This is a genomic window from Bacillus pumilus (genome assembly GCF_024498355.1).
In the GTDB taxonomy this organism is placed as follows: Bacteria; Bacillota; Bacilli; order Bacillales; family Bacillaceae; genus Bacillus; species Bacillus pumilus_P.
Window position 1 is genome coordinate 621,008 of sequence record NZ_CP101833.1, and the last position, 14,222, is coordinate 635,229.

At 45.1% G+C, this 14,222-nt stretch carries 12 protein-coding genes; 11 read left to right on the forward strand and 1 reads right to left on the reverse strand.

What is annotated here, in order from left to right:
* Nucleotides 1-12: 12 nt before the first annotated feature.
* The 10 genes from purC (at nucleotide 13) to ablB (ending at nucleotide 11,001) form a co-directional block, all read left to right on the forward strand.
* A complete protein-coding gene (purC, locus tag NPA43_RS03150; protein ID WP_099727395.1) occupies nucleotides 13-735 on the forward strand; it encodes a phosphoribosylaminoimidazolesuccinocarboxamide synthase in 723 nt (240 codons plus the stop codon).
* Nucleotides 728-982: a phosphoribosylformylglycinamidine synthase subunit PurS gene (gene purS, locus NPA43_RS03155; RefSeq protein ID WP_003214349.1), complete on the forward strand. Its 255-nt coding sequence runs from the start codon at nucleotides 728-730 to the stop codon at nucleotides 980-982. The genes purC and purS overlap by 8 nt, the downstream gene beginning before the upstream one ends.
* A complete protein-coding gene (gene purQ / locus NPA43_RS03160; protein WP_256499354.1) occupies nucleotides 979-1,662 on the forward strand; it encodes a phosphoribosylformylglycinamidine synthase subunit PurQ in 684 nt (227 codons plus the stop codon). Before purS ends, purQ begins: the two co-directional genes overlap by 4 nt.
* On the forward strand, nucleotides 1,646-3,877 hold the full coding sequence (gene purL / locus NPA43_RS03165) for a phosphoribosylformylglycinamidine synthase subunit PurL (RefSeq protein ID WP_230031511.1): 2,232 nt from the start codon (nucleotides 1,646-1,648) through the stop codon (nucleotides 3,875-3,877). The genes purQ and purL overlap by 17 nt, the downstream gene beginning before the upstream one ends.
* Entirely contained in the window at nucleotides 3,853-5,283 is a 1,431-nt protein-coding gene (gene purF, locus NPA43_RS03170; protein WP_099727392.1) for an amidophosphoribosyltransferase, read from the forward strand. Before purL ends, purF begins: the two co-directional genes overlap by 25 nt.
* Before the next feature lie 95 nt (nucleotides 5,284-5,378).
* Nucleotides 5,379-6,419, forward strand: a complete 1,041-nt coding sequence (gene purM / locus NPA43_RS03175) for a phosphoribosylformylglycinamidine cyclo-ligase (RefSeq protein WP_249705246.1) — start codon at nucleotides 5,379-5,381, stop codon at nucleotides 6,417-6,419.
* Nucleotides 6,416-6,985: a phosphoribosylglycinamide formyltransferase gene (purN, locus tag NPA43_RS03180; RefSeq protein ID WP_099727390.1), complete on the forward strand. Its 570-nt coding sequence runs from the start codon at nucleotides 6,416-6,418 to the stop codon at nucleotides 6,983-6,985. Before purM ends, purN begins: the two co-directional genes overlap by 4 nt.
* Before the next feature lie 15 nt (nucleotides 6,986-7,000).
* The gene (gene purH, locus NPA43_RS03185) at nucleotides 7,001-8,539 is read left to right on the forward strand and encodes a bifunctional phosphoribosylaminoimidazolecarboxamide formyltransferase/IMP cyclohydrolase (protein ID WP_256499355.1); all 1,539 of its coding nucleotides are present in this window, start codon (nucleotides 7,001-7,003) and stop codon (nucleotides 8,537-8,539) included.
* Nucleotides 8,540-8,551: 12 nt separating this feature from the next.
* A complete protein-coding gene (gene purD, locus NPA43_RS03190) occupies nucleotides 8,552-9,826 on the forward strand; it encodes a phosphoribosylamine--glycine ligase (protein WP_256499356.1) in 1,275 nt (424 codons plus the stop codon).
* A 329-nt stretch (nucleotides 9,827-10,155) separates the two neighbouring features.
* Nucleotides 10,156-11,001 carry a putative beta-lysine N-acetyltransferase gene (gene ablB / locus NPA43_RS03195; RefSeq protein ID WP_256499357.1) on the forward strand — a complete coding sequence of 282 codons (846 nt, stop codon included), beginning with the start codon at nucleotides 10,156-10,158 and terminating at the stop codon, nucleotides 10,999-11,001.
* Here the strand turns inward: ablB and NPA43_RS03200 are convergent.
* Nucleotides 10,996-12,654 carry a PucR family transcriptional regulator gene (locus tag NPA43_RS03200; RefSeq protein WP_256499358.1) on the reverse strand — a complete coding sequence of 553 codons (1,659 nt, stop codon included), beginning with the start codon at nucleotides 12,652-12,654 and terminating at the stop codon, nucleotides 10,996-10,998. The two genes, ablB and NPA43_RS03200, sit on opposite strands and share 6 nt — an antisense overlap.
* A gap of 191 nt (nucleotides 12,655-12,845) precedes the next feature.
* Between NPA43_RS03200 and NPA43_RS03205 the strand changes: the two genes are divergently transcribed.
* Nucleotides 12,846-14,210 carry an aspartate aminotransferase family protein gene (locus tag NPA43_RS03205; protein WP_099727384.1) on the forward strand — a complete coding sequence of 455 codons (1,365 nt, stop codon included), beginning with the start codon at nucleotides 12,846-12,848 and terminating at the stop codon, nucleotides 14,208-14,210.
* The last annotated feature ends 12 nt before the right edge of the window (nucleotides 14,211-14,222 follow it).

Here is a 14,222-nt window from a genome sequence, read left to right on the forward strand (position 1 = left end):
AGGCCAACCTGAATGACTGTGAAACAAGAACTTCTCTACGAAGGCAAAGCGAAAAAAATCTATCAGACCGATGACGAGCATATTTTATATGTCGAATATAAAGATTCAGCGACAGCATTTAACGGCGAAAAGAAAGCTGAAATTGAAGGCAAAGGCAGACTGAACAACGAAATTTCAAGCTTAATCTTTCAAATGCTGCATGAGAAAGGGATCAACAATCACTTTGTAAAACGCCTCTCTGAAACAGAACAGCTCATTCAAAAGGTGCAGATTGTACCACTTGAAGTGGTTGTACGAAACGTTGTGGCAGGCAGTATGTCAAAGCGCCTCGGAATTCCAGAGGGAACGCAACTGGACACACCTTTGATCGAGTTTTACTACAAGGATGATGCACTCGGTGATCCGCTCATTACAGAAGATCATATTCGCATTTTACATGCAGCGACACCTGAGCAGGTGGAGGAAATGAAACAGATCACAAGACAAGTGAATGAAGAGTTAAAGCAAATCTTCTCAGATTGCCATGTGAATTTAATTGATTTCAAGCTTGAATTCGGAATAGATCACGAGAATCGTATTTTGCTAGCTGATGAGATTTCACCTGATACGTGCAGGCTTTGGGACAAAGACACAAACGAAAAGCTTGATAAAGACGTGTTCAGACGAAACCTGGGCGGCTTAACGAATGCATACGAAGAAATTTTCAAAAGACTTGGAGGCCATAAACATGTATAAAGTGAAAATTTTTGTCAGCTTAAAAGAGAGCGTTCTTGATCCACAAGGAAGTGCCGTGCAGCACGCTTTGCACAGCATGTCTTATCAGGAAGTAAAGGATGTCCGTATCGGGAAATACATGGAGCTTGTCATTGAAAAATCAGATCGTGATTTAGACACAGTCGTAAAAGAAATGTGTGAAAAATTACTTGCCAACACGGTGATTGAAGATTACCGCTATGAGGTGGAGGAGGTTGTCGCACAGTGAAGTTTGCAGTGATCGTCTTGCCTGGCTCTAACTGTGATATCGATATGTACCATGCGATTCAAGATGAGTTAGGTGAACAAGTTGAATATGTATGGCACGACGAAACGAGTCTTGACCGATTTGACGGTGTACTCGTACCAGGCGGTTTCTCTTATGGGGATTACTTAAGATGTGGTGCGATTGCTCGCTTCTCTAACATCATGCCGGCTGTGAAAAAAGCAGCTGAGGAAGGAAAACCTGTTCTGGGTGTTTGTAACGGGTTCCAAATTCTTCAGGAGCTTGGCATTCTTCCAGGTGCGATGAGACGAAATAAAGACCTGAAATTTATCTGTCGTCCAGTTGAACTCATTGTAGAGAACAACGAAACGCAATTTACAAGCGGCTATCAAAAAGGCAAATCCATTACGATTCCTGTAGCACACGGTGAAGGCAACTTCTACTGTGACGAAGACACTTTAGCGAAGCTCACTGAACGAGGCCAAATCGCTTTCACTTACGGAGACGATATTAACGGCAGTGTCAATCGAATTGCAGGTGTAACGAATGAAGAGGGCAATGTACTCGGCATGATGCCGCACCCTGAGCGCGCAGTTGATTCATTACTAGGCAGCGCAGACGGACTTAAATTGTTTCAATCTATCGTGAAAAATTGGAGGGACACTCATGTCACTACTGCTTGAACCAAGTCACAAGCAAATTAAAGAAGAGAAATTGTATCAGCAAATGGGATTGAGTGATGAAGAATTCGCTTTAATCGAATCCATTATTGGCAGGCTGCCAAACTACACAGAAACGGGTATTTTTTCTGTGATGTGGTCAGAGCATTGCAGTTATAAAAACTCGAAGCCTGTTTTAAGCAAATTCCCGACAAAAGGAGAGCATGTTCTTCAAGGCCCTGGGGAAGGCGCTGGAATCGTTGATATTGGAGACAACCAAGCGGTTGTGTTTAAAATCGAATCACATAACCATCCATCTGCGATTGAACCGTATCAAGGAGCGGCAACAGGTGTCGGCGGGATTATCCGTGATGTATTCTCTATGGGTGCGCGTCCAATTGCTGTATTAAACTCTCTTCGTTTTGGTGAACTGACTTCACCGCGCGTGAAGTACTTGTTTGAAGAAGTAGTGGCAGGGATCGCAGGCTATGGAAACTGTATCGGTATTCCAACAGTCGGCGGAGAGGTTCATTTTGATCAAAGCTATGAAGGCAACCCGCTCGTTAACGCCATGTGCGTTGGGTTAATCAATCATGAGGACATCAAAAAAGGCCAGGCCAAAGGTGTTGGCAATACGGTCATGTACGTTGGTGCCAAAACGGGACGTGACGGGATTCACGGTGCAACATTTGCCTCTGAAGAATTTTCTGATGGATCAGAAGAAAAACGTTCAGCTGTTCAAGTGGGCGATCCGTTCATGGAAAAGCTATTGCTTGAAGCGTGCCTTGAAGTCATCAAAAACGATGCGCTCGTTGGTATTCAAGATATGGGAGCGGCTGGCTTAACAAGCTCAAGTGCGGAAATGGCCAGTAAAGCAGGTTCTGGTATCGAGATGAACCTAGACCTCATTCCGCAGCGTGAAACAGGCATGACGGCATACGAAATGATGCTGTCTGAATCTCAAGAGAGAATGCTTTTGGTCATTGAAAAAGGCCGCGAACAAGAAATCATTGATATCTTCGAAAAATACGATCTTGAAGCTGTATCAGTCGGTCATGTGACAGATGATAAAATGCTTCGTTTACTCCATCAAGGTGAAGTGGTTTGTGAGCTTCCTGTTGATGCACTTGCAGAGGAAGCACCGGTTTATCACAAGCCGTCAAGTGAGCCTGCTTACTATCGTGAGTTCTTAGAAACAAAAGTCGAAGCACCTGACATCACAGATGCAGCAGATACGTTAAAGCAGCTCCTTCAGCAGCCAACGATTGCAAGTAAAGAATGGGTTTACGATCAATACGACTACATGGTACGAACAAATACAGTCGTTGCACCGGGCTCTGATGCGGGCGTTTTAAGAATCCGTGGAACGAAAAAAGCCCTAGCGATGACAACAGATTGTAACGCACGCTATCTCTACCTTGATCCAGAGGTCGGCGGGAAAATCGCAGTCGCAGAAGCAGCACGTAACATTGTCTGCTCAGGCGCTCGTCCTCTTGCAGTAACAGATAACCTGAACTTCGGTAACCCGGAGAAACCAGAAATTTTTTGGCAAATTGAAAAGTCTGCTGACGGAATTAGCGAAGCATGCCGTACGCTAAGCACACCGGTGATCGGTGGTAACGTCTCTTTATATAACGAATCAAATGGAACAGCGATTTACCCAACACCTGTCATTGGGATGGTTGGTTTGGTTGAAGATACAGCTCATATTACGACTCAATCGTTCCAGCAGGCAGGCGACGTGATTTTCGTCATTGGTGAGACGAAGGAAGAATTTGCAGGCAGTGAGCTTCAAAAGATGACAGAAGGCCGTATCTACGGAAAAGCACCTGAAATTGATTTGGATGTCGAGCTCACGCGTCAGGAAGCCCTTCTAGCGGCGATTCAAAACGGACTTGTTCAATCGGCGCATGATGTATCTGAAGGCGGACTTGGTGTGGCACTTGCTGAGAGTACGTTTGGAACAGACGGCCTTGGTGCTGATATCCAAATCGATTTAAACAGCGAAGCCTCATTATTCAGTGAGACGCAGTCACGTTTTGTTGTGACAGTTAAGCCAGAGCACCGCGAAGCGTTTGCTGCGGCTGTGAAGGATGCAAAAGAAGTCGGAACGGTCACAAATGATGGTGTATTTACCGTCAAAAATCAAGAAGGACAACAATGGATTCATGCAGCAGTCAACGAGCTTGAATGCGCATGGAAAGGAGCGATCCCATGCTTGCTGAAATCAGAGGCTTAAACGAAGAGTGTGGTGTCTTTGGGGTTTGGGGACACGAAGAAGCCCCTCAAATCACATATTACGGATTGCATAGCCTTCAGCACCGAGGACAGGAAGGTGCGGGAATCATTGCAACAGATGGTGAAAACCTGACGTCACACAAAGGCCTTGGACTGATTACGGAAGTCTTTCAAAACGGTGAGCTAAAGGATTTAAAGGGAAGAGGAGCGATCGGACACGTTCGGTATGCGACAGCAGGCGGAGGCGGCTTTGAAAATGTGCAGCCCCTCTTCTTTCGCTCGCAAAATAACGGCAGTCTTGCCCTTGCTCATAACGGGAACTTAGTGAATGCAACGCAATTAAAGCAGCAGCTTGAGAATCAAGGGAGTATTTTCCAGACATCCTCTGATACAGAGGTGCTGGCTCACTTAATTAAGCGCAGCGGGTATGTTGAATTGAAGGAACAGATCAAAAACGCCCTGTCTATGCTTAAAGGAGCCTATGCTTTCTTAATTATGACGGAAACAGAAATGATTGTGGCGCTTGATCCGAACGGCTTACGTCCACTTTCACTTGGTATGCTTGGGGACGCTTATGTTGTCGCTTCTGAAACATGTGCATTTGATGTCGTTGGCGCAACATATTTACGAGATGTGGAGCCTGGCGAAATGCTGATCATTAATGATGAAGGATTAAAATCTGAGCGCTTCTCTATGAACATTAACCGCAGCATGTGCAGCATGGAATATATTTATTTCTCAAGACCTGACAGCAACATCAATGGCATCAACGTGCATAGTGCGAGAAAGAATCTTGGCAAGAAGCTTGCAGAAGAAGCCCATGTGGAAGCAGATGTTGTCACAGGGGTACCAGATTCTAGTATTTCTGCAGCGATTGGATATGCCGAAGCAACAGGCATTCCGTATGAGCTTGGTTTAATTAAAAACCGATATGTCGGCCGGACATTTATTCAGCCGTCTCAAGCATTGCGTGAGCAGGGCGTGCGTATGAAGCTGTCTGCTGTGCGCGGGGTGGTCGAAGGAAAGCGTGTTGTCATGGTGGATGATTCGATCGTACGTGGAACAACGAGCCGCCGAATTGTTACGATGCTAAGAGAAGCGGGTGCAACGGAAGTGCATGTCCGCATTAGTTCACCGCCAATCGCTCATCCGTGTTTTTATGGAATTGATACGTCCACACACGAAGAGCTGATTGCTTCTTCTCATTCAGTTGAAGAAATTAGACAGGAAATCGGTGCAGACTCCATTGCATTTTTATCTGTAGACGGTTTAATGGACGGGATTGGCAGAACGTATGATGATCCGCAGCGTGGTCAGTGTTTAGCATGTTTTACTGGAAAATATCCGACTGAAATTTATGAAGATACTGTCCTTCCGCATGTGAAGGAAACAGTCCTGACGAAATAATCGAATAATGGAGCAGCAGTCAAGATGATTTGATATGCTGCTCTTTCATTCTGCCGAAAATACATGGAAGAAAGCAGATAAAAGGAGTGAATGGGATGTCAGAAGCATATAAAAACGCCGGTGTCGACATCGAAGCAGGATACGAAGCCGTCAAACGAATGAAAACACACGTAGAACGCACAAAACGAGCAGGCGTCATGGGTGCTCTAGGCGGATTTGGCGGTATGTTTGATCTATCTGAGCTGCCATACAAAAAGCCCGTTCTTGTCTCAGGAACAGATGGTGTCGGAACGAAATTAAAGCTTGCCTTTTTAATGGATAAACACGATACGATCGGCGTAGATGCCGTGGCGATGTGTGTCAACGATGTGCTTGCACAAGGGGCAGAGCCGCTCTTTTTCTTAGATTATTTAGCTGTCGGAAAAGCAGATCCATTGAAAATTGAATCCATTGTCAAAGGGGTGGCTGACGGCTGCGAGCAGTCTGGTTCGGCGCTTGTCGGCGGAGAGACAGCAGAAATGCCAGGTCTTTACACAGAAGATGAATATGATATTGCTGGTTTTTCAGTAGGCGTCGTTGAAAAGGATGAAATCGTGACAGGAAACGGTATGAAAGAGGGGCATTTGCTCATTGGACTCAGCTCAAGCGGAATTCATAGCAATGGCTACTCTCTCGTTCGCAAAGTATTGCTGGAAGACGCTGGTCTTGACCTTCATCAAACGTATGCACCTTTTACAAGACCGCTTGGAGAAGAGCTGCTTGAACCGACGAAAATTTATGTAAAGCCTGTTCTCAAACAAGTGAAAGCCGGTAAAATTGACGGGATGGCACATGTGACGGGCGGCGGCTTTATTGAGAATTTACCACGTATGCTGCCTGAGGGACTTGGCGTTGAGATTGATAACGGTTCATGGCCAGTACCGCCTATTTTCTCCTTTATTCAAGAAAAGGGTCAGTTAAAGTCAGAAGAGATGTTCAACGTGTTTAATATGGGCATTGGCTTTGTCTTAGCGGTAAAAGAGAATGATTTAGTTGATGTGATCAGCGGGCTTGAACAAGACGGAGAAAAAGCATTTCTCATTGGGCGTGTTCAAAAAGGAGAAGGTGTCACATTCGGCGGTGGAAGCCTCTCATGAAGAAATTTGCGATCTTCGCCTCTGGAAGCGGGACGAATTTTCAAGCCATTATGGATACGTTAAAAGAAGAAGAGTGGCAGGCAGAGGCCGCCATTGTGATTTGTGATAAACCGGGTGCGAAGGTGCTGGAGCGTGCTGAGAAAGAGGGCATCCCCTCCTTTGCTTTTACGCCGAAGGCTTTTCCAAGCAAAGCCGCTTTTGAACAAACCATTATTGAACAGCTTACGCTTCATGAAGTGGAATGGATTTTCCTCGCTGGGTATATGAGACTGATCGGTCCGACATTACTTGAAGCATACAGAGGGAAAATCGTGAATATCCATCCATCTTTACTGCCAGCATTCCCAGGGCTTGATGCCATTGGACAAGCCTATCAAGCAGGAGTCAAAGTGGCAGGCATCACCGTCCATTATGTTGACGAAGGCATGGATACGGGCCCGATTATTGACCAAGCAGCGATCCATATAGAACAAGGCGAAGACCTTGAATCAATTGAAAAAAGAATGCATGAACTAGAACACACACTATATCCAAAAGTGATCAAATCACTTTTAGAATTATCTTAATGAGGTGACAAAGGCATGACGATCAAACGCGCATTAATCAGTGTTTCCGATAAAACGAATCTTGTACCTTTTGTGAAAGCATTAACAGAACTGGGTGTTGAAGTCATTTCAACTGGAGGTACACATAAGCTTCTTCAAGAGAACGGCATTGATGTCATTGGGATTTCTGAAGTGACTGGATTCCCAGAAATCATGGACGGACGACTCAAAACACTTCATCCAAACATACATGGTGGACTATTGGCGGTGAGAGAAAACGATGAGCACATGGCACAGATTGAAAAGCACGGCATTCAGCCGATTGATCTTGTGGTCGTGAATCTCTATCCATTCAAAGAGACAATCTCAAAAGACGATGTGACGTATGAAGAAGCGATTGAAAACATTGATATTGGCGGGCCGGGCATGCTTCGTGCTGCATCTAAAAACCATCAGGACGTGACGGTCATTGTAGACCCTCGTGATTATGATGCAGTCGTTCAGCAAATCAAAGAAGGCGGCGTGTCGCTAGAGAAAAAACGTGAGCTTGCGGCAAAGGTATTCCGTCATACAGCTGCTTACGATGCCCTCATTGCGGATTATTTAACGAACTATGTTGGCGAAACGGAGCCAGAACAGTTCACTGTCACGTTTGAGAAAAAACAATCCCTTCGTTATGGAGAAAACCCGCACCAAGCGGCTACTTTCTATGAAAATGCTCTTCCAAGCAAAGGCTCTTTGGCAACAGCGACACAGTTACATGGAAAAGAACTTTCCTACAACAATATTAAAGATGCAGATGCAGCTCTTCAAATCGTACGTGAATTTACGGAGCCAGCGGCTGTTGCTGTGAAGCACATGAACCCATGTGGTGTCGGTACAGGAGAAACCATTGCAGAAGCCTTTGACCGTGCATTCAAAGCAGATGAAACATCTATTTTTGGCGGCATTGTGGCGCTTAACCGTGAAGTAGACAAACAAACGGCAGAAGTGCTTCATACGATTTTCTTAGAAATTGTCATCGCACCATCATTTAGCAAAGAAGCACTTGAGGTGTTAACAGCGAAAAAGAACCTTCGTCTATTAACACTCGATGTCGAAGCTGATCTCGAGAAGAAAGAAAAGCAGCTAACTAGTGTCCATGGCGGACTGCTCGTTCAGGATATCGACACCTACGGTTTAGAGGAAGCAACGATCTCCATTCCGACAAAAAGAGAACCAACTGAAGACGAATGGAAAGATTTAAAGCTTGCATGGAAAGTGGTCAAGCATGTGAAATCAAATGCGATTGTCCTTGCGAAGGATCAAATGACAGCAGGTATCGGTGCTGGTCAAATGAACCGTGTCGGCTCAGCTAACATTGCGATTGAACAAGCAGGTGAAAAGGCGAAAGGAAGCGCGCTAGGCTCTGATGCTTTCTTCCCAATGGGCGATACAGTGGAAGCTGCTGCAAAGGCAGGCGTGACAGCGATCATTCAACCGGGCGGATCGATTCGTGATGAAGAATCGATTCAAAAGGCAGATGAATACGGCATCGCCATGGTCTTCACTGGCGTTAGACATTTCAAACATTAAGGGGATGACAGTGTGAACGTATTAATTATCGGCAGAGGCGGAAGAGAGCATACCATCGCATGGAAAGTAAATCAAAGTGAACTTGTCAGCCAAGTATTTGTCGCACCCGGCAATGATGGAATGACAGGCGTCGCAAGTCTGGTATCTATCGACGAAGGCGATCATGAGGCGTTAATTCGTTTTGCAAAGGAAAATGATATCGGCTTAACGATTGTCGGTCCAGAGGTTCCTTTAATTGCAGGTGTGGTGGATGCATTTGAAAAGGCAGGTCTAAAGGTATTTGGACCAAATGCAAAAGCTGCGGTCATTGAAGGCTCAAAGGAATTCGCAAAGGACTTAATGAAAAATTACGATATCCCGACAGCCGCTTATGCTACCTTCACATCGTTTGAAGAAGCGAAGGCATATGTGGAAGAAAAGGGCGCGCCGATTGTCATTAAAGCAGACGGTCTCGCAGCAGGAAAAGGCGTGACAGTCGCCATGACACTTGAAGAGGCGATCGATTGCCTGCATGACTTTTTAGAGGATGAAAAGTTTGGTGATGCGAGTGCATCTGTTGTGATTGAAGAATTTTTAACAGGGGAAGAATTTTCTCTGATGGCCTTTGTCAATGGAGAAAAGGTGTACCCAATGGTGATCGCGCAGGATCATAAACGAGCATTTGAAGATGACAAAGGACCGAACACTGGCGGTATGGGTGCTTATTCACCGGTTCCACAAATTTCGGATGAAGTGGTGCAAAAAGCGGTGGAAGAAGTGGTGAAGCCTGCGGCTCGTGCAATGGTGCAGGAAGAGCGTCCGTTTACAGGCATTTTATATGCAGGCTTAATGCTGACACCAGAAGGCTCAAAGGTCATTGAGTTCAATGCACGCTTTGGCGATCCTGAAACGCAGGTCGTGCTCCCTCGTCTTGAATCAGATCTAGTTCAAGTCTTTCTCGACATTCTAGACGGAAAAGATGTGGACTTACAGTGGAAAGACACTGCCGCTGTCAGTGTAGTTCTTGCTTCAGAAGGATACCCAGAGGACTATGCAAAAGGCACGCCAATTGGTGCCTTGCAAACGACTGTGTCTGATGTCGTGACCTTCCATGCAGGAACAAAAAAAGAAAACGAGCAATTCGTCACAAATGGCGGCCGTGTAGCGAATGTCACTGCATTTGATGACACGTTTGAAGCGGCAAGATCAAGAGTGTATGAAGCCGTTGAAGAAATCATTCAACCAGGGCTATTTTATCGCCGTGACATTGGTGCCCGTGCGCTGAAGGCTGCGGGAAAAACGGTTTAATCAAAACACCTTTCTATCTGACGAGATGGAAAGGTGTTTTTTCTTCTTTTGATGATTAGAAGGGATAAAGCCCGAATATGGAGAAGTGTTATTGGATAACCCATTTACGAGGAGGCAACATGGAAATCAAAGCATTTATCATCTTTGCAAACGTCATGCTTATTTTATATCTCATAACTATAAATAACATCATGTTGACTGCCATTAAGCAGAGTAAATTGAAAAAAAGCTTTGCCATTAGTTATATGATCCTATCAATTTTTTCTTGCATTGCTATTTCTTCATTTTTAATTTGGAAGTTTTTCATTAGTTAAGAGAGGAATGAGTGTATGGTGCAATTGAAGAAACTTGCAAACGAGCGTTTTTCTGCTTTGATCTGTATGGATCGATTTAACGAGCGAATTCGTTTGGATGATTATAGCGGCAGGGTGCAGGATGTGATTCAGTCCGTGCTTCAGGAAGCGGCGGACTGCAAGGCGTCTAAAGTCATTGTAAAAGTAAGGCGTGAGCATATGCCTCTTTTTTTAGAAAAAGGCTTTCGGCTTGAAGGGGTGTTTTCTCATTATTTTCTTGGAAGTGATGCATACGGCATGTCGCTCTTTCTGACCGAAGATCGAATGAACAGCCCGTTTTGGCTGAAGGAAGATGAAATCGTTGCGTCTATTCAAGAAAAGCCGATTAAAAAAGACCAAGGCACATGGCAGGATGAGTATGTGATGAGGAAAGCCGGTCCAGAGGATGTGCACAAGCTGGCAAAGCTCTATGATACCGTCTTTGAAACGTATCCCACGCCAATGAACGAGCCAGATTACATCCAAAAGGTGATGGAGGAAGGGACAGTCTTTTATGCCGTCGAACATGACGGTCATATTGTGAGTGCGGCATCCGCCGAAATCAATGCACCGTATGGACATGCGGAATTAACAGATTGTGCAACCCTTCCAACATACAGAAAACTAGGATTCATGCATCATTTGATTCTAGCACTCGAAAAAGAGCTTCAATCGATGCATATCTATGTCTTTTATTCTCTTGCACGTGCACTGTCCTATGGGATGAATCAAGTGTTTTATCAGCTTGGGTATACGTATACCGGGCGTTTCCAAAACAACTGCTATATTTTTGACAAAATTGAAGATATGAATCTATGGGTGAAAACGCCGAATGAATCATGAAATGGTTCTCATCTGATCAAGCAGACCAGATAGGCGGTAAGCCATGATGCTTAGCTGCAGCTTCATCCGATCATCAGTGGATTTGAGGCGGCAGCCTGTTCTCGTTTCAATTTGTTTCAGCCGGTAGCTTAATGTATGCCGGTGAATAAACAATTCCCCCGCAGATTTTTGAATATTTTCATTGTGTGCCAAATACACTTCGAGTGTATGGATCAGATCAGCCCCTTGTTTTTTCGTATAAAGCAAAGGGCTTAACAGCTCCACGTAAAAGTCATGCAAATTCATTCCGGCTTCGTTCATTTCAAGGAGCATACCATATAAGCCGAGCATCTGATAATGAATGATGCTCTCGTCTGTTTTTAAAAGAGGAAGAAGTTTTGCTGCATACTGGGCTTCCTTTGCACTTTTTGCAAAGAGAATGATCTGATCATAGGCTCTGCCAATGCCAATCACAATCGGATGAAGCGGGAAAAAATAAGACCAAGTGCTCCGGCACTCCTCTGATGCGCTATACCACTCCGTTTCTTGAAACGCTTTCTTTCCCGCTGGTGTCAGCACAAAAACGGAATCAAGCCTTGCCTTTAGTAAGAAAGGAATATGTCTGCGTTCAAATATCGATGTGAGTAATTGAGATAGGCGCTGCACCATCTGGTGATCGAGCTGTGTGTGCTGATGCTGAAATTGAAAGTAGATGACCACTTGTTCATCGCTCATATCATATTGAAGCTTTCTTGCTTGTTCGACCACATAGCTTTCTTCTGTGTATTGCTGCTGCAACATATCATCTAACAAATGTCCCTGCATTTGGTTTTCTGTATCTTGAATGGCCTTTTGTTTCAGCCATTCAATGGCATACACCGCCCCGGCATGCTCGATCGCGATCGCATCGAGATGATGCCACGCCTCCTTTTTCTTTAAAGACACAATAAACCCGAAAATATCGCCCATCGCAATCACCGGGCATGCAGCGAGGACAAACGCACCACACGTGTCATAGACGAGCCGCCCTTTCTCCTCTGCCTGCTTGAGAAGAGGAGTGGTCTCAATTGGTTCACGATCTGTCAAAAAGCCAAAAGCAGGAGAATACGTCACTTCATCCTTTACAAGATGAGCAGCCTTTTGATGCAAAAAGACATCGAGCACGACGATGTTCGCCGTAGTGAGATGTGCCAGCTCATCCGTAATTTGCGTCACATTCTTATTGCTCACATTTAAATGGGTCAGTCTTTGATGAATCGCTGAAGAATATTTGAGTTGATGGAGCTGACTGCTGACGATTTGCTCTAGGACGGCTTTTGTAATGTCTGAGAAATTGACATGTGAAGGAATCTCAATGAGCGGAATGCCGCTGCTTTTGGCCGCTTGAATCAGTGATGCTGGGATCTCCGTTAAGTACACGCCTTTATAAATCGCAATGGCTGATAGACGCTGAGATTGAATCAATTTTTCAAGCCGTATGCGTCTTTCCTTATTTTCTGCAAGCCCAAATCCGGTTGTGACGAGTAGTTCCCCTTCTGAAACCCTAGAAGTGTCCTCGATAATTTCCACAATGGTCACCCACTGAATGAGGCGGTCCAGTCCATTTTCTCCAGCAAGCAGTTTTGTTTCCTTCATAATATCGAGCGAGAGTGCGTCTTTGACGAGAATCGCCATAGACTCATGACCTCCTTTTGAACACTTTTATACACGATGTATAAAAAATGTGTGTGAAATTCGGGCATGTGGCGAATGGAGGATGACTGCCCTCTTGATTAAGCTAATCTTATAACAAGTATACAAAATTTTCTTGCGATTCATGTGAAAAGAAAGATGCAGCTGCTGACGAGAGAGGGAGGAATGGCAAAGTGGAGACCCGGAATTACTTAATCAAACCGATGTTAAATCAGGATTATCCTGTGGCTGTGAAAGGAGAGGGGATTTATTTATATGATCGAGAAGGAAATAAATATGTAGATGGATCATCGGGTGCGGTTACGGCGAGTATTGGACATGGCATACAAGACATCATTGATGCCATGACAGAGCAAGCGAAAAAAGTGAGCTTTACGTACAGGTCACAATTCACAAATGAACCAGCGGAAGAACTTGCCTATGAATTGAGTACCCTTTGCCCAGGCAATCTGAACTGGTCTTTTTTTGTCGGAAGCGGATCAGAGGCAACTGAGACAGCGATGAAAATCGCGATACAGCATTGGCAGGAGCAGGGGAAGACTGAAAAGAATCACATCATATCAAGATGGATGAGTTATCACGGCATCACGCTTGGTGCGCTGTCAATGTCAGGTCATATTGCAAGAAGAGAGCGCTTTGAACCACTGCTTGAAAAACACCCGGTGCTGTCTCCGCCGTATAGCTACCGGTCATGGCTGCCAAAAGAAGAAAGCAAACAGGTCGAGTGGTATGTACAGGAATTTAACACCGTCATCCAGCGTATAGGAAAAGAGAGGATTGCAGCCTTTATTGCTGAGCCAATTGTTGGAGCAGCGGGAGCAGCACTTGTTCCGCCCGACGGATATTTTGAGGCGATGAAGCGGGTCTGTGAGGAAAATGACATTTTAATGATTGCAGATGAAGTCATGACAGGCTTTGGACGAACTGGGAAAATGTTTGCCATGGAGCACTGGGGTGTCGTACCAGATATCATGGTTCTTGGGAAAGGAATGAGTGCCGGCTATTCACCAATTGCGGCAACCGTATCAGCGGATCATGTGATCGCTCCAATTCTCAGTGGCTCAGGCTCTGTAATGGCCGGTCATACGTTTAGTGCCAATCCGCTTTCAGCAGCCGTCTCACTGGCCGTCATTCGATATATGAAAAAACATCAGCTTCATGAACGAGCTGACCTGTCCGGTCGATATTTAATGAATGCCTTAAAAGACTTGCAAACAAACCATTGCATCATCGGGGATGTAAGAGGAAAGGGACTGCTTATTGGTATAGAGTTTGTCGCAGATCGATTATCCAAAACGCCATTTCCTGCACATGCTCAGATGACCAATCTAGTCGTTGAGACGGCAAAGCAAAATGGATTGCTTGTGTATCCAGCAAGCGCTGGAGAGGACGGAGTGGGAGGCGCAGCTGTCATGATTGCACCGCCGCTTTCCATTACGCAGCAGGAGATGGATGAACTCATTCATCTATTCGGGCAGACCATCACGCAGGTCGAACAAGAAGTCATCAATCGAGGGTTTTTCCCATCTGCGATGTAGGGAGGAAAAAAT